This window comes from Enterococcus innesii (assembly GCF_022846515.1).
Taxonomy (GTDB): Bacteria; Bacillota; Bacilli; order Lactobacillales; family Enterococcaceae; genus Enterococcus_D; species Enterococcus_D innesii.
Genome location: NZ_AP025635.1, coordinates 250,962 through 268,345 on the forward strand (window position 1 = coordinate 250,962; position 17,384 = coordinate 268,345).

Annotated in this window: 13 protein-coding genes; 2 read left to right on the forward strand and 11 right to left on the reverse strand. The window is 42.3% G+C overall.

Annotated features, from left to right (window positions below; translation table 11 throughout):
* Positions 1 to 15: 15 nt before the first annotated feature.
* The 7 genes from yihA to ENLAB_RS01270 form a co-directional block, all read right to left on the reverse strand.
* On the reverse strand, positions 16 to 600 hold the full coding sequence (gene yihA, locus ENLAB_RS01240; RefSeq protein WP_244352258.1) for a ribosome biogenesis GTP-binding protein YihA/YsxC: 585 nt from the start codon (positions 598 to 600) through the stop codon (positions 16 to 18).
* 71 nt (positions 601 to 671) lie between these two features.
* Positions 672 to 1,916 (reverse strand): ATP-dependent Clp protease ATP-binding subunit ClpX, encoded by a 1,245-nt coding sequence (gene clpX, locus ENLAB_RS01245; RefSeq protein ID WP_005235713.1) that lies wholly within the window; start codon positions 1,914 to 1,916, stop codon positions 672 to 674.
* A 226-nt stretch (positions 1,917 to 2,142) separates the two neighbouring features.
* On the reverse strand, positions 2,143 to 3,426 hold the full coding sequence (tig, locus tag ENLAB_RS01250) for a trigger factor (RefSeq protein ID WP_005225965.1): 1,284 nt from the start codon (positions 3,424 to 3,426) through the stop codon (positions 2,143 to 2,145).
* A gap of 119 nt (positions 3,427 to 3,545) precedes the next feature.
* On the reverse strand, positions 3,546 to 4,493 hold the full coding sequence (locus tag ENLAB_RS01255) for a tetratricopeptide repeat protein (protein WP_244352264.1): 948 nt from the start codon (positions 4,491 to 4,493) through the stop codon (positions 3,546 to 3,548).
* 37 nt (positions 4,494 to 4,530) lie between these two features.
* Positions 4,531 to 5,361, reverse strand: coding sequence for an RDD family protein (locus ENLAB_RS01260; RefSeq protein WP_216681770.1), 831 nt, complete (start codon positions 5,359 to 5,361; stop codon positions 4,531 to 4,533).
* A 2-nt stretch (positions 5,362 to 5,363) separates the two neighbouring features.
* On the reverse strand, positions 5,364 to 6,395 hold the full coding sequence (gene sppA, locus ENLAB_RS01265; protein WP_244352277.1) for a signal peptide peptidase SppA: 1,032 nt from the start codon (positions 6,393 to 6,395) through the stop codon (positions 5,364 to 5,366).
* A 31-nt stretch (positions 6,396 to 6,426) separates the two neighbouring features.
* Positions 6,427 to 6,717, reverse strand: a complete 291-nt coding sequence (locus ENLAB_RS01270; RefSeq protein WP_086292299.1) for a hypothetical protein — start codon at positions 6,715 to 6,717, stop codon at positions 6,427 to 6,429.
* A gap of 445 nt (positions 6,718 to 7,162) precedes the next feature.
* Here ENLAB_RS01270 and glmS point away from each other — a divergent pair, with 445 nt between their 5' ends.
* Positions 7,163 to 8,974, forward strand: a complete 1,812-nt coding sequence (gene glmS, locus ENLAB_RS01275; protein WP_140964823.1) for a glutamine--fructose-6-phosphate transaminase (isomerizing) — start codon at positions 7,163 to 7,165, stop codon at positions 8,972 to 8,974.
* Positions 8,975 to 9,259: 285 nt separating this feature from the next.
* Here glmS and glmM read toward each other — a convergent pair whose 3' ends face one another.
* From glmM to nifJ, 4 genes are all read right to left on the reverse strand, one after another.
* Positions 9,260 to 10,615, reverse strand: a complete 1,356-nt coding sequence (glmM, locus tag ENLAB_RS01280; RefSeq protein ID WP_077454554.1) for a phosphoglucosamine mutase — start codon at positions 10,613 to 10,615, stop codon at positions 9,260 to 9,262.
* A gap of 39 nt (positions 10,616 to 10,654) precedes the next feature.
* A complete protein-coding gene (locus ENLAB_RS01285; protein WP_077454555.1) occupies positions 10,655 to 11,746 on the reverse strand; it encodes a CdaR family protein in 1,092 nt (363 codons plus the stop codon).
* Entirely contained in the window at positions 11,743 to 12,624 is an 882-nt protein-coding gene (gene cdaA, locus ENLAB_RS01290; RefSeq protein WP_005235688.1) for a diadenylate cyclase CdaA, read from the reverse strand. The genes ENLAB_RS01285 and cdaA overlap by 4 nt, the downstream gene beginning before the upstream one ends.
* Positions 12,625 to 12,925: 301 nt before the next feature.
* Entirely contained in the window at positions 12,926 to 16,636 is a 3,711-nt protein-coding gene (nifJ, locus tag ENLAB_RS01295) for a pyruvate:ferredoxin (flavodoxin) oxidoreductase (RefSeq protein ID WP_244352279.1), read from the reverse strand.
* A gap of 227 nt (positions 16,637 to 16,863) precedes the next feature.
* On the opposite strand from nifJ, the gene ENLAB_RS01300 reads away from it, so the two are divergent.
* On the forward strand, positions 16,864 to 17,379 hold the full coding sequence (locus ENLAB_RS01300; protein WP_077454411.1) for a DsbA family protein: 516 nt from the start codon (positions 16,864 to 16,866) through the stop codon (positions 17,377 to 17,379).
* The last annotated feature ends 5 nt before the right edge of the window (positions 17,380 to 17,384 follow it).

The window sequence follows — 17,384 nt, forward strand, 5'->3', positions numbered from 1 at the left end:
TTTCCGAATTAATAATTATTTTATTGCTGCTTCAATCGCTTTCCAGGCTTCTTCTTTTCCTTGTTTGGTAATAGAAGAAAATAGGATAAACGTATCTGCTGGATCAAAGGACAATGATTTTTTGATCATACTCTCGTGCTTGTTCCATTTCCCACGAGGAATTTTATCTGCTTTGGTAGCAACCACGATCACCGGGATCTCATAATACTTTAAAAATTCATACATTTGAATATCTTCTTGAGAAGGTGCATGACGTAAATCAACCAAAGATACTACTGCTCGCAGCTGCTCTCTTTGTTCGAGGTACGTTTCAATCATTTTCCCCCATTTCGCTCGCTCGGTTTTCGATACTTTTGCATAGCCATAGCCAGGGACATCGACAAAATGCAGCGTATTTTCAATCAAATAAAAGTTCAACGTTTGGGTCTTCCCCGGTTTTGACGAGGTACGGGCTAAGTTTTTACGGTTAATCAATGTATTGATAAAGGATGATTTACCGACATTGGAACGCCCTGCTAAGGCAATCTCCGGTAAGGGTGTGTCTGGGTATTGTGCTGGTGATACAGCACTGATGACGATCTCAGCATCATGTACTTTCATTAAATCGCTCCTTTTCATTTTTTTTCAAAAAGAAAGCCGGATAGCAATGAAACTATCCGACTTGGTCTCGATTAGACTGCTTTTTTGGTCTCTTCATTGTAAATGATTTTTGGTTCGCCAAGTCCTTTCGCAGCTTCTTCCGTAATAGTGACTTTTTGAATCGACTCATCAGAAGGAACATTGAACATGACTTCCATCATAATATTTTCGATGATCGAACGTAATCCACGAGCTCCGGTGTTTCGCTCAATTGCTTGCGCAGCAATCGCACGTAAAGCCTCTGGCTCAAATTCGAGTTCTGTATCATCTAATGCCATCAATTTTTGATATTGTTTGACAAGGGCATTTTTAGGTTCAGTCAAAATATGCACTAAATCATCTACCGTCAATTTCTCTAAAGCAGCCATCACTGGCAAGCGACCGATAAATTCAGGGATCAAACCGAATTTAAGCAAGTCTTCAGGAATGATCTGTTGCATCACGCTCTCGCCTTCTTCAAGACGTTTGTTGTTTGTACCAAATCCAATAGTTTTTTCACCTAAGCGGTTTTTAACAATTGTTTCGATCCCGTCAAACGCCCCACCAACGATAAAGAGGATATTGGTCGTATCGATTTGGATCATCTCTTGATGCGGATGTTTCCGTCCACCTTGAGGCGGCACACTAGCAGTGGTTCCTTCTAGGATCTTCAATAAAGCTTGCTGAACACCTTCACCAGAGACATCACGAGTAATCGATACGTTTTCACTCTTACGGGCGATTTTATCGATCTCATCAATATAGATAATCCCTTTTTCGGCCATCTCTACATTATAATCAGCAGCTTGTAACAGTTTCAAAAGAATATTTTCCACATCTTCACCGACATAGCCGGCTTCTGTCAAACTAGTTGCATCAGCGATTGCAAATGGCACATTCAGAGAACGTGCTAACGTTTGTGCTAAGAATGTTTTCCCTGAACCCGTTGGTCCAATCAAGCAAATATTGCTTTTTTGTAATTCTACATCTTCAGCTGTCGTTTCTACATTGACCCGTTTGTAGTGATTGTAAACCGCTACAGCCAATGTTCGTTTGGCACGATCTTGTCCAATCACATATTCATTGAGAACATTCAATAGTTCTTGCGGTTTCGGCACTTCAGTAAATTCCCGAACTGCTTCTTCGTAAAACTCTTCATCAATGATTTCTTTGCACAAATCGATGCATTCATTACAGATATAGACCCCAGGACCTGCAACGATCTTTTTCACCTCTTCTTGTGTTTTTCCACAAAAAGAACAACGAACAGCTTCATTACCGTTTGTATTATCGTACATACTGTTCACCCCTTGAAAATTTTCCAACCTATTTAAAGGAGTGGAATTTGGTTTACTAACTTTGCAGTCTTAAACAATCATATCATAACTTTTTTGAAAGAAAAAGTTCTTTTTACTTTGCCTAATGTTTTCTTATCATTTGTTAGTAATTCCCAAAATCTCCATTTTTACTCCCATGAAAAAACGGCAAACACCGGTAGATGTTCGCCGCTTTTAAGAGTTTTGCTTACGCTTCTTTTGCAGTACCTGTTACAAGTTCAACTGCTTTTTTCATTGTGATATCATGTTTCAACATGTCTTCTGTTAAGACGCGTTTGATTTGATCCACTGGCATGTTGTAAGCTTCAGAAAGTTCTTTGATTTCGTTTTCGATATCTTCTTCTGTTGCTTCCAAACCTTCTGCTTTAGCGATTGCTTCAATGACAAGGTTTGTTTTCACGCGTGTTTCTGCTTCGCCTTCGAATTGTGTGTGAAGATCAGCTTCAGTTGATCCAGTTAATTGATAGTACATTTCTGGTGAAATTCCTTGACGTTGCATGTTGTTTAAGAATTCATCCATTGAACGGTGAACTTCGTCATGCACCATTGAATGTGGTAATTCAACGATTTCTGCGTTTTCAACTGCTTGACGGATTGCAGCTTCGTCTTTTGCATCTTCTGCTGCTTTTTCTTTTGTTTCTGTCAATTCAGCACGGTATTTTTCTTTTAATTCAGCTAATGATTCAACGCTGTCATCAACGTCTTTTGCGAATTCATCATCTAATTCAGGAAGTTCTTTTGCTTTGACTTCATGAACCGTTACTTTGAAGACTGCTTCTTTACCAGCTAGATCTTCTGCTTGGTAATCTTCTGGGAAAGTCACGGTAACGTCTTTGCTATCGCCAGCTTTTGTTCCCACTAATTGTTCTTCAAAGCCAGGGATGAATGAGTTTGAGCCAAGTTCAAGTGAGTAGTTTTCACCTTTGCCGCCTTCAAATGTTTCTTCCCCTAAGAAGCCTTCAAAGTCGATAACGACTGTGTCGCCATTTTCAGCTGCTTCGTCTTCTTTGATAACTAATTCAGCTTGTGCTTCTTGTTCACGTTTGATGCGTGCATCCACGTCTTCTTCTGTTACTTCACGGTCTTGTTTTTCAACTGTTAATTCTTTGTAATCACCAAGTTTAACTTCAGGTTTTACAGTAACTTCTGCTTTGATTACCCAATCTTGGCCTTTTTCCATGCTGTCAACGTCGATTTTTGGTTGCGCAACAGGATCGATCCCTGCTTCTTTTACAGCAGCTTCATAAGCTTCTGGAAGAACAGCGTTCAATGCATCTTCATACAACGCTTCTTCGCCATACATACGGTTAAATACTTGGCGTGACACTTTTCCTTTACGGAAGCCAGGTACGTTAAGATTGCCTTTCACTTTATTGAATGCAGTCGTCAAGCCTTTTTGGATTTCTGCTTGAGCGATCGTAAATGTCAAAACACCATCATTGGTGCCTGTTTTTTCCCATTTTGCAGTCATTTATTTCCCTCCGAATATTAATTGATTTACATATGAAATAGCTTCATGCATACCTTTAAATAGTACACTAACGTTGTTTAATTGTAAACATTTTACCATGAAAGTTGCGAATTTTTCTTTCAGCGAATGCTCAATCGTAGGATATTGCGCAAGTGTCGTTTGCGCTCTTCTATTTCATTCGCTGCTTTTGGCTGTTCTTTTTCTTCAAATAACCCGCGATAATCTGCAACGTAGCTTGCCACCCACGCTTTTGCCTCTTCTTTTGCTGGTAAAAATGGGTAGCTGATAGCTAAATGATCATTGATTTCTGCTGAGACACTTTCTGCTAAAATCGGATCCTCTTGGGCGATCGTTTCGTCAATCTCTTTCTTGATCGCCTTAACAGCGTCATCCTCTTGCAAAAGTTTCACCTTTTTCGGAACGATCTGCTGCATATTCCCAAGGTAATCGATCAGTTCAAATGGTTCGTCTACTTCTAAACGCACCAGCTCATCCACTAATTTAGGCAGTAAATACGGATTTTTGATGGAAGCCAGCGTTTCATGCATTAGTGTGACAAATTGTGGTTTGGTAATGGCTTGGGTAAAAACGTGCCATTCTGTTGCACTCACCGGTTGATTGGCTTCGTCCAGTGCACGTAGATGCTTGCGTTTCCCATGAAAATCTTCCAGCCCTAAAATTTGCTGCACTTCTTCTACTTTAGCTAATTCACTTGCTAACTGTTCCTGATAGCGGCTCGCAATTTTTGTTTTTTTACCTAATGTAAGCCAGCGCCGAGCTTTTAGATACTGTCCATCCAAGATCAGCAGATGACCAATTTGTAAATACCCATCGGTTTCTTTTAGATAGTCATCCAAATAGTCTTCCGCCAGATCTAACGCTTTGGCAAAATCATTCAGCTGCTGCAGACATTCAACCAGCCATTGATTGATCTCAAAATTGGCGTTTTTTTGATAGAGTTCATTGTACAGGCGAAAAGCTTGCAAAAACTCTTTTGACTGGTAGGCTTTTTCTGCCGCCAGACGAAGCCGTTCATTTGGTCCTGGAAAATCAATCGTCTCACCCATTCACGATCCCTCCTTTACTACTTGCTTGATCTGCTAGTTAGTTCTGTGCACCAACCATTACATGATTGGCATCTACCTGTTTATTAAAGGCTTTGATCAGATTGATGGTCACCACACTCGTCTCAGCAAAATAATCCGCAGCTTGTTGCTTATTTTTATTAAAAATGATTGGCAGGTAACCGAGATAAAAGAAAACATTGAATTGCAGCACATAGCGCCCGCAAAGTTCGCGGATCAAGACCGTTTGCCAGCTGAGTTCTTCTTCGACGAAAGAAATAACGCGGATGCCAAAAAGCATTTTCCCAATTGTTTGACCATGATTCAGCTTCGTCATCAGAACAAAATAGCCGAGATAGATCACTAAGGCACAGATGTTGTAAAGGCCAAACCGCTGGTTAGTTGCCGTTAGATTCGCTAGATTATAGATACTGCCGATCGTTATTTGCGTGATTGCCCGGATCACTAGAAGATCCACTAAAAAAGCAAACAGACGGATCCAAAAACCGGCAAAAAAGTAACTAGGAAAGTCATTAAAGAACCGTTTGTCTTCGGTCTGTTTTTCAGGTTCTTCAAAATGTTGCCACGCTTTTTGTCTTTCTTCGATCTCGCTTTGGGTATACTCTTCTTCCTTAAAAGACGTCAAGACTTGTTGATAAAAATCATCGGGATGGTTTACTTGTCCGTTTCTCATCGCTTTGCTGGCGTTTACTGGTTCGGTTGTTTCTGAAACCTGTGCTTCAGTTGGCACATCCGTTTGACCGGTTGCCGGTGTGGAAGTTTCCCGCTGTTCCCTTTGATCGATTGACGTACTTGTGTGATTGTCATCCGTTGACGATGCGCCAGCGGAATACTTGTTTTTCTCTGTCATAGTTATTCACCTCCATAGTAATAAAGAGGTTTAGGAGCATCGCTGGTTCCAAGGCTTTCCATCAATTGGATCACTCGCTCTGTGTTTGATTCTTTTAATCCTTGCAGTTCGGCTAAACTTGAACCTAACCAAGTAGAAGCAAATCCAGTAGATGAAACGTCATAGCTGAAAATCTCGGCATCTTCCAAGCCTAGATCTGCTTGCATTGCTGCTAATGTATCTTCAGGAAAGCCGATTTCATCTACTAAGCCAACAGACACTGCTTGCTGACCATCAAAGATGCGGCCATCAGCGATTTTTCTGACAGCTTCTTCTGTCATGCCACGTCCTTCTGCTACGATTTTAACGAACCGACCATAGGCATTGTCGACATAGGTTTGCAAGACTTCTTTGTCGGCTTCTGTTGGTTCTCTCGTTGCTGAACCTACATCTTTTAGTGCACCACTTTTATACGTATTGTCTTCGATCCCTAGCTTTTCGAATAAGCCGGCATAGTTGAGCCCTGACATGATCACTCCGATTGAACCGGTAATCGTTTCATCCGTTGCAAAAATTTTATCAGCACCTGCCGAGATATAATAACCGCCACTAGCTGCCATATTTTTCATGCTGACATACATCGGAATCCCTAACTCTTTGATTTTTGCTAACTCACGAGCAATCTCGGCACTTTCATAGACGCCGCCTCCAGGGGTATTGACTTCCATCAAAATGCCCCCAATAGTTGGATCTTCTTGGATCATCCGTAGTTCTTCTAAAAACCGCTGATGATCATAAGATTCTGTCGTGAATAAGCCGCCACTGGAGCTGCTGGCGATCGTTCCTTCTAAAGATAAGCGAACGATGCGATTGTCTTGATCTCCGGCAACTAACGTTGTCTCTTCGATCGCATTACTTCCATAGAACAAAGCATTTAACCCTTGCAGCGTCTGAGTTTCCTCTTGCTCTGGACGATTTGTGATTGCTGAAAAAATCCCCGAGCAGATAAATAACCCTGCTGCGATCGCCACTGCGATCCATCTTCTTTTATTCATTTTCCCACCTAACTTTTCACCTTTCCCATAATTAGTATAGATTTTTAATGACGATCACTGCTTCTTCGTCTCCAACCGCATCAAATTTTCCACTTTTTTCAGCTAACACATAGCCACCAAAAAATTCCTTTGTTAGTTCATCCTGGACTTCGAATGTTTGCGCGGTTTCAACGGTGACTGACCCGGGCAAAATTTCTTGCAAGCTGTCCCAGCCCGTATCCAACATGACCTTTGTTTCATCTGTGACATTAGGATCTGTTTCTATCGAAGCTACCATTTTCTTTAGCTCTGAAAAAGTCATACAATTTACAAATTCTGGCATTTCATTCCCTCACTTTCTTACTTTTTTATTGTATCGAACTTAAAAAAAAAAACATAGCTTTATGAGGAAATTTCTTGGGAATCTTATTCGACAAAGCTTTGTCAGCTGTTTTGATTCCCTTTAGACAGGTTCAGATCAGCCTTACCAATAACTATACCAATTATTTTTATATAACTTTCAGTTGACAGAAACAGGAATAGATATTATGATATTGCTTGTATTTCTATAAAATATCTCACAAGGAGGATAGATAGACCAATAAGGATAGCGCCTGATCTGGAAACAGATGACGAGGAAAGAGTTTATCGAAACATTCGGCGGATGACTCTAGGGACTGCACTCTACAGGCAAGAACAAATCTCATCGCAAGATGATGACAAAGACTTGCTACGCAGATAGAAATACATAATGTCAAACTAAATTTTTTGAAAGTAGGATTATCATTATGTGTGGAATTGTAGGAATCGTAGGAAAATCAAATGCAGAACGGATTATTTTGAACGGATTGGAACGCTTGGAATATCGTGGCTATGACTCAGCAGGTCTTTATGTCGCTGATCGCACTTCAGATCATTTAGTGAAAGCCCAAGGAAGAATCAAAAACTTGGAAGAAAAAGTGACTTCTGAAGTAACAGGAACGATCGGTATCGGACATACCCGTTGGGCGACCCATGGCAAACCATCAGAAATGAATGCTCATCCTCACACTTCAGCAAACCAAGCACTCGTTTTGGTTCATAACGGTGTGATCGAAAACTTTGAAGAGCTTCATCAAGAATATTTAAGCAACCACCAGTTTGAAGGTCAAACAGATACCGAAATCGTTGTTCATTTGATTGAAGTGTTGAAAGAGCAAGACAACAGCACGACCAAAGCAGCCTTCAAAAAAGCTTTGTCCTTGATTCGCGGCTCTTATGCCTTTGCTTTAGTCGAAAAAAATGATCCAGAAACCATTTATGTTGCCAAAAACAAAAGTCCTTTATTGATCGGTTTGGGAGATGGATTTAATGTCATCTGTAGTGATGCCTTAGCAATGCTTGATCAAACGACTCATTTTGTTGAGATCGAAGATGGCGAAATGGTGACCGTAACCGCCGATGCGATCGAAATCGAAGATCCAAAAGGAAACCTTGTGTACCGTGAATCTTATGAAGCACAACTAGATCTGACTGACATCGAAAAAGGAACGTACCCTTACTACATGTTAAAAGAAATTGATGATCAACCAACCGTCATGCGCCGCTTGATCCAAGAATATCAAGGTGAATCCGGCGAAGTGGTGATCGATGCAGCGTTAAAAAATGAACTTTTAGCGAGCGATCGGATCTACATCATTGCTTGTGGTACCAGTAATCATGCTGGTTGGGCAGCAAAATCCATTTTAGAAAAACTAACACAGATCCCTGTTGAGGTTCACTTATCTAGTGAGTTTGGTTACAACATGCCATTGTTGTCAGCAAAACCCTTCTTCTTGTTCTTATCACAAAGTGGTGAAACGGCAGATAGCCGTCAAGTATTAGTGACGATCAACCAGTTAGGTCTTCCTAGTCTGACGATTACCAACGTTGCTGGTTCTACTCTTTCTCGAGAAGCGAACCATACCTTGTTGCTTCATGCTGGTCCAGAAATCGCTGTTGCCTCTACAAAGGCGTATACTGCGCAGATCGCAGTGATGACGTTATTAGCAAAAGCCATTGGTGATGAAAAAGCCGTCCCTGAAGCATTGGACTTTGATGTCTTCCATGAACTAAGCATCGTTGCTTCTGCAATGGAAGCTCTAGTAGATGAAAAAGCTGTTATTAGTCAATTTGCTGAAGATTTCTTATCTGATACCCGCAACGCCTTTTATATTGGTCGTGGGAATGATTACTATGTATCGATGGAAGCGGCATTGAAATTAAAAGAAATTTCTTATATCCAAGCGGAAGGTTTTGCGGCTGGTGAATTAAAACACGGCACCATCGCGTTGATCGAAGAAGGTACACCAGTGATCGGTGTGATCACGGAAGAAGTGACCGGCTCTCATACGCGAGGCAATTTAAAAGAAGTTGAATCTCGTGGGGCTCATACCCTTGTGATCGTTAGCCAAGAATTAGCAAAAGCGACCGATCAAATCATCTTGCCAAACGTCCACCCATTGGTAACCAGCTTAGTGGCAGTCGTTCCAACGCAACTGCTAGCATACTTTGCTACTTTACAACGTGGATTCGATGTTGATAAACCAAGAAACTTAGCAAAATCCGTTACGGTCGAATAAGTTTTTTAAAAGATTAAAAGCAAATTGATTAGACTCTACAAAATAAAAAGACCGGCTAAGTGGATCTCTCGATCTTACTTAGCTGGTCTTTTTCCCTTGATGCTTGCCCAATAAATACAAAAAGACTTTTAAAAAACTAGCTCCACTTGTTGAAACCGCGACTTACCTTAAATGAGCACCCTTCATTCCGGTGATAATTAGGACGATCCTTTTTCACTTTTTTCTGACTAGCAACTGAAAAAAAGACGATCAAAGCCTTCCTCTGATCGTCTTTTTTTCGTTTAATTATTCCGCACCGATTTCTTCTCGAACGACCGCTGCGATTTTTTCTACATAATAGTCAACTTTTTCAATCGTTGGCGCTTCCGCCATCACCCGAAGCAATGGTTCTGTTCCGGAAGGACGAACTAAGATGCGGCCTTCACCGTTCATTTCTGCTTCTGTCTCTTCTACGATTTTACGGATTGCAGGAACATCCATCGCACCATTCTTATCAGTCACCCGAATGTTGACCAGTTTTTGTGGATAGATCGTTACTTCTCCTGCTAATTCAGACAATTTCTTTCCTGTCTGTTTCATGATATTCAATAGTTGGATCCCCGAAAGCAAGCCGTCTCCGGTCGTATTAAAATCTAAGAAAATCATATGTCCAGATTGCTCGCCACCGAAATTATAATCATTTTTACGCATTTCTTCTACGACATAGCGATCACCAACTTGTGTGATCACATCTTTCAAACCAATGGCTTCGACTGCTTTATGGAAGCCTAAGTTACTCATGACCGTCGTAACGATCGTTCCTTGGTTCAAGCGTTTTTGTTCTGCTAAATATTTTGCACAGATATACATAATTTTATCGCCATCAACAATGTTCCCTAATTCATCAACTGCAATGACCCGATCACCATCTCCATCAAATGCAAGACCAGCATCTGCACCTTTTTCAACGACGAACTCAGCTAATGCTTCGGGGTGCGTTGAACCAACACCATCATTGATGTTCAATCCGTCTGGGGAAGTACCCATCGTGAAGAATTCTGTTTCTAGATCGGCAAACAGTCGATTGACACTGGTAGCTGTTGCGCCATTTGCTGCATCAACGCAAACCGTGATCCCTTCCAAATCGTCAGGAATCGTTTGACGTAGAAATTGAGAGTATTTCAATAACCCTTCTGGGAACTCATCCACCGTTCCTAAGCCATCGGCAGAAGGTCGCGGAAGTGTGTCTTCAGGCGCATCAAGCAATGCTTCAATTTCAGCTTCTTGTTCATCAACTAATTTAAAGCCATCATTTCCGAAGAACTTGATCCCATTGTCTTGTGCGGGATTGTGAGAAGCAGAAATCATTACACCTGCGCTTGCTTTTTGTACTTTCGTCAAGTAAGCCACTCCCGGTGTGGAAATAACGCCTAGCTGGAATACTTCGATCCCAACGGATAATAGACCAGCAATCAATGCGCTTTCTAACATCTGTCCAGAAATCCGTGTGTCCCGCCCAACCAATACGCGAGGACGACGGTCGCCGGTTTCGTGCTGACTTAGTACATAGCCGCCATAACGACCCAATTTAAATGCTAATTCAGGTGTCAACTCCTTATTCGCTTCTCCTCTAACACCATCTGTACCAAAATATTTTCCCATTTTAATAACCTCTCTTATTCATTCTCTACAGTCAAACGACTAAGGACTACTTGTCGTTGTGCTGCTTGCGGAATTCTCTGTTTGCTCGTTTGTCGTGTCGACTGCCGAAGAATTATCTTGAGAATTCTCACTATTCTCTGCTTCATTGCTATCATTGTTTGATTGATTCTCCGTAGTAGTTTGTGCAACTGGTGTGATTTGGATCGTCACGACCGTCGGATTAATCGTCGTCCCATCAGGCACTGGAATGGTTACTGTCCGTTCCGTCGTTGTCGTGATCTCACTAACGTCCACCGGCACACCAATCTGCTGTGTTTCATCCAAGATACTTTGTGGTCCTGTCAAAACGGCACTAATACTGCTCATGCGGTAGATATAATGGGAGACCCCTTCTGGTGTTGTCCCTTGTTGCGTAACAAACAACTCAATTTCTTTACTTGGTGCTTCCATCATCAAGGCAACATCTACCGAATCAGGGTCAGCGATGATCGCTAGTGGATTGTTGTCACTATCCCATGCTTCGATCGTTCCACTGACAGTGATTGAATCACCTGTGATGTCATCGGGATTGACGATTGCTACCACTCGGTCGATTTCCGCTAACGTTTGATCGCCGGTCGTGATTTCTACTTTCTGCGGATCGACACTCATTGAATCGACGCCGTAGCCGCTGGTTGCTCCGTCGGTGGAGATGACGGGTTCAACGGTAAAGGTTTGGGTGACTTTTTTCTCGATCGTCACAGTGACTGTTTTTGGTTCGATTTCAGCTGTGACACTTGAACTAAGATTTTTTACTTCTAAAGGGACCTCGTGCGTTCCTTCATCGAGACCAGTCAAATCAGCTACGACTCGAAAGCTCCGTGTTTCCTCACTACGTTCTGCATTCAATTGTACACGATTTCGACTAGATAAGGTCACATCCACTGTTGTTTCAAATCCTTGGATGAAGTATTCATCCGTATCGTAGGTGGTCTGAATCGGTACATTATCGATCTCTTCCTCATAAGGATTTGATGTTCCCGCAAGATTGACTTGCAGACTTGATCCGCTGGCAATGAAAAACAGAACCAGACTAAAGAACAGCGCTAGTATACCATAAAATACGTTTTGACGACGTTCTTTCTTGATCATTTTCTTCCTCCTTTGTTGACCCCTTCAAAGAAAGATTGCAGCAAGTTGCGTTTACCAGGTTTTTCTTCCGGCACTAATTCGCGATTCAACACGTCAAGATACTCTTGGCGAGAAAGTTCGGTCAACATGCGATTATTTAGCGTAATACTAACATCACCGGTTTCTTCTGAGACGATAATGGTCAATGCGTCACTGACTTCTGAAATCCCGACAGCCGCTCTATGGCGTGTCCCGAATTCTTTCGGAATCAGCGGACTTTCCGACAATGGCAAGTAGGCACTAGCAACAGCGATCTTATCATCTCTTAAAATGACTGCGCCATCATGAAGCGGTGTATTGGGAATAAAAATATTGATCAGCAATTCACCCGTCACATCCGCATCTAAAGGAATCCCGGTTTCGATGTATTCTTCTAATCCCGTCGTCCGCTCGATCGTGATCAACGCACCGATCTTTCGTTTAGCCATATATTGAACAGCTTTGTCTAACGCTTGGACCAAAACTTCATCCCGTCGTTTTTCATTCTTAGAAGTCTTGAAGAAAGAGCTGCGTCCGAGATGCTCTAACCCTCGTCGAATTTCTGGTTGGAAAATAACAATTGCAGCAATCACACCATAAGTGATGACTTGATCCATCAACCAAGATAGCGTCTTTAATCCTACAATACCTGCCAAAAACCTTAGAACAATGAACAGGCCGACACCTTTGAACAACTGGATCGCTTTTGTTCCTCGCACAAGCTGGATCAGCTTATAAACCAAGTACCAAACAACGATCACGTCTAAAACATTTACTAAAAATGACCAAGAAAATATATCAAATGAGAGCAATTCTCTCCAATAATCTAAATTAAAAAAATCCCTGAAATTTATCAACATAAACAGCCTTCCTTTATTCTTAAGACTTCAGATAATAGTATAACATAGGACTTCTTCAAAGATTTGAAAAAAAACAAATTTATGAAAAAGTTTTGAAAAAAAAAACAGCTCTTTTATTTAGTTTACCATTATCCTGAAATCATTGTTTGTCAAAGGTCTTCGAAGATTTCATCTAAGGAGTCATCGGCACCCATTTCATAGAAAAAAAACAAACGACCCTGAAAAAACAGCACAAACCGTTTTTCAGGGTCGTTTCTCCGCAATCGATTGATTCCTCAAAGAGCGATTAAGACCACTTAGCTTACTCTTGCTGACGGCGCTTCGCGCGTGCCGCTCGCCGCGCAGCCCTTTCAGCTAACTGTTCTTCGCTTAGGGTCTGTCTTTCTCTACGCACACGAGTCGATTTTACAGCCGATGTTTGTTCCGGGTGACCACTTTCCAATGGGCTATTTTCGTCCGTAACGTCTGTTTTTTCAAGTTTTGCTCGTATTTTTTCTTCTTGACCTGCTAAACGAGCATAGTTATAGAAACGAGTTTTGGCATCTGAAACGGTTTTTTCAAACAATGCTTGCGCCGCATTGGGGTTGGCACTGTGTAAAGATGCAAAACGAACTTGGGTCTGCATAAAGGCGGGCATTTGGTCAAATGCCGGCTTTTTGAAATCAAGGGTCATTGGCTGTTTCCCTTTTTCTGCCAGAAGCGGATTATAGCGGTAGAGACTCCAATACCCCGATGCAACTGCTTCTTGTGCTTCCTTCAAGGATTGACGCATTCCACCAGCAAGACCATGAGTGATACATGGTGTATAGGCAATAATGATTGACGGCCCAGGGAATCGCTCGGCTTCTTCAAAGGCTTTGATTGTTTGCATTTGATTGGCACCAGATGCGATTTGTGCGACATAAACGTGGCCATAGGTCATCGCCATCATTCCCAAGTCTTTTTTGGAAACAAACTTGCCACTCGCAGCGAATTTAGCAATTGCCGAAGTCGGTGTTGCTTTAGAGACTTGTCCCCCTGTATTAGAATAGACTTCATTATCTAACACGAGAATGTTGACATCTGCACCAGAAGCGAGGACATGATCAATACCAACAAATCCGATATCGTACGCCCAGCCATCCCCGCCAATCATCCATTGGCTTGGCTTAACGAATAAATCTTTCTCCTTCAAGATTGGAGCCAGCTGCGGAGTATCGGAGACTTCCGCTTCTAAGGCGGCGATCAGTTTCGCTGCTCGCTGCTGGGTCCCATCACTTTCTTCTCGATGAAAGTCCCAATCCTCAATCAAAGCCTGCAATTCTTCTGATACAGCGGCTTTCAATGACTGCAACTGGGCTGCTAATTTCTCCCGTCTCGTTTGATTGGCTAAGAACATGCCATAGCCATATTCGGCATTGTCTTCAAATAACGAGTTTGACCAAGCTGGACCTTGTCCTAAGTGATTGGTTGTATAAGGGGATACTGGTGAGGTTCCACCCCAAATCGAAGAACAGCCGGTCGCATTGGCGATCATCATGCGATCCCCAAACATTTGGGTCAATAATTTGACATAAGGGGTTTCCCCACAGCCCGCACAAGCACCAGAGAACTCCAATAAAGGTTTATTGAATTGGGAGCCTAGGACCGTCCCAGGTTTTGCTGGATTTTCTTTTTGACGTAAAGTCATCGCAAAAGCCCAATTTAAAGCTTGTTCCTTTTGTTCTTCGTAAGGACGCATCGTCAAAGCTTTCCCTTTGGCGGGGCAGGCTTCCACACAAAGACCGCAACCTGTACAATCTTCAACGGAAACTTGAATTCGATATTTTTGCCCATTCGCGCCTCGCATCTCTCTGACGATAAAGCCTTCCGGCGCTTCGGCTAATTCATCTTCATCTGCCAAAAACGGACGGATCGCCGCATGAGGACAAACAAAGGCACACTCATTGCACATGGTACAGCGATCTGATAACCACTCGGGCACTTCAACAGCGATGCCCCGCTTCTCAACCGCTGTTGTCCCGACAGGAATCACCCCTTCAGTCATTTGATTCCTTACGAGGGTACCCACGCTTAGTTGATTGCCTTCTTGACGGTTGATGGGTTCCACGATTTCTCGCACAAATTGTGTTGTCGCAGTGGATGTCCTTTCCGGCACTTCGATCGTTGCCCACTTGCTTGGAACAGGGATTTCTTGTAATAATTCGATGGTGCGATCAATGGCTGCTTGGTTTTTTTCAACGATCGCCATCGATTTGTGCCGATAACTTTTCAGCGCCTCTTCTTTTAAAATCGGCAAGATTTCCTCGGTCGGAATGATGTTTGCCAAGTAAAAGAAGGCTGTTTCCATCGCGGTATTGATCCGTCCACCTAAACCAACTTCTATTGCCAACTGCATGGCGTTGATGGTATAAAAACGGATCTCGTTTTCAGCAAGATAACGTTTCATCTTCTTCGGTAGATTTTTAAAGATTTGCTCTTGTGACCAGGTCGTATTTAATAAAAAGGTTCCGCCTTTTTTGAGTCCTTTCAGCAAATCATACGTATGCAAATACGCAGGCGTATGACATGCAACGAAATCCGCGTGTTCGATCAGATAGGTGGAACGAATGGGGGTATCCCCAAATCGCAGATGGGAAACCGTTAGACCGCCAGATTTTTTCGAATCATAGTGGAAATAGCCTTGCACATATTTTTCGGTATGGTCACCGATGATTTTGATTGCTGACTTATTCGCCCCGACGGTCCCGTCAGAGCCGAATCCCCAGAATTTCGCTTGGAATGTGGATGGATCAGTTAGATCTAGCGTTCCCTTTGATGGCAACGACAATTGCGTCACATCATCCGTGATCCCAATAGTGAAGCGTTTCTTTTGACTGGCTTTTGGCTTGAGCAATTCGTCATAGACAGCAACGATTTGATCAGGTGTCACATCTTTTGACCCCAGACCATAGCGTCCACCAATGATCGTCGGCCGCATCGCTGCATCATACATGGCACTTTGCACATCTAAAAGCAAAGACTCGCCATTGGCGCCAGGTTCTTTGCTGCGATCCAATACAGCGATACTTTTAACGGTAGCAGGCAGTTTTTCTAAGAAGACTTCTAATGGGAATGGTCGATACAAATGGATCGACAAGACCCCAACCTTGCGGCCTGAAGCGCACAGATGATCCACCGTTTGCTGGATCGTTTGCGTCGAGGAGCCCATCGAAACGATCACTTCTTCGGCATCTGAAGCACCATAATAATCCACTAAATCATAGTTGGTTCCTCTTAAAGCATTGATTTTTTTCATGTAAAAACGAACGATCTCAGGCAATGTTTGATAATGCTGATTGATCGTTTCCCGCTGTTGAAAATGGATATCAGGGTTTTGATTCGTTCCACTCGTTGTTGGGTGATTCGGATTCATGGCTTTTTGACGAAAAGCAGCCAATTTTTCATGATTAACCAGTTGTGCGAGTTCTTCATAGTCCAAAACCTCGATTTTTTGAATCTCATGACTGGTTCGGAAACCATCAAAAAAATTTAAAAAAGGTATATTGGCTTCGATAGCTGCTAAATGAGCGACTGGCGCTAAATCCATTACTTCTTGAACACTGCTTTCCGCTAACATAGCAAAGCCTGTTTGTCGGGTGGCCATTACGTCGGTATGATCTCCGAAAATATTCAAGGCGTTGGTCGTCACTGCTCGGCTGGCGACATGAAAGACGCCTGGCAGCATTTCACCAGCAATCTTATACATATTCGGCACCATCAGTAAAAGTCCCTGTGACGCCGTATAGGTTGTCGTTAAGGCACCTGTTTTTAAAGAGCCGTGAACCACTCCAGCAGCCCCTGCTTCGGATTGCATCTCAACAACCTTCACCGGCTGCCCAAAAAGATTATGCTTTCCTTGAGCAGACCACTGATCCACTAATTCGGCCATGGTTGAACTAGGGGTTATCGGATAGATCGCCGCAAGTTCCGTAAAGGCATAGGAAATATAGGCAGCTGCCGTATTGCCATCCATTGTTTTTCTTTTTCTCATCTATATAACTTCCTTTAATCATCATTTTGCACAATAAAACACAATTCATTATAGCTGAAAATTAAGGAATATAAAAGCATTCCCAGTATAATTCTGTTAATTTCGTGAAACGAAATACATAGATTCTCGCTCTTTTTTACTCTCATTTCACAGAGTTTGATGAAAAGACCTGTGGCTTTTCTTTCAATAGAAACTTCGGTAAACTAAGAGAAAAAGGAGGAATTTAAATGGATATTTCAATTATCAAAGCACAAGAAACAAATGCGGTAACAGGGATACATATCGGAGACCCGTCTGCAAAACCAATCGTAGAATTTATGAATTTGCGCTGTCCTTATTGTCGGCAATGGTTTGAGGAATCGTTACCGATCTTAAGTGAAGCTGTCGCAGCTGGGAAACTACGCCGTGTCATCAAATTATTTGACAAAGAAAAAGAATCCTTGCAACGAGGCAATGTGATGCACCGCTTTGTTTCTAGTACAGACCCACAAGCAACGATCGCTGAGATCACAAAAATTTATCAAACACAAGACGAATGGGGTCATTTGTCTTTACCTGAAGTGGCAGAATATGCGAAAAATACCTTAGGGCTAGCTGAACAAAACCATCCTGCGATCGCCGGAGAAATTGTGGAAGAAGCAAAAAACGCCAACATTCAATTTGTGCCAACGATTATCTTAGGTGGGCACATTTTTGATGAATCGATCTCTGCTGAAGAATTAACTGCATTGATCAATGAATAACCTCT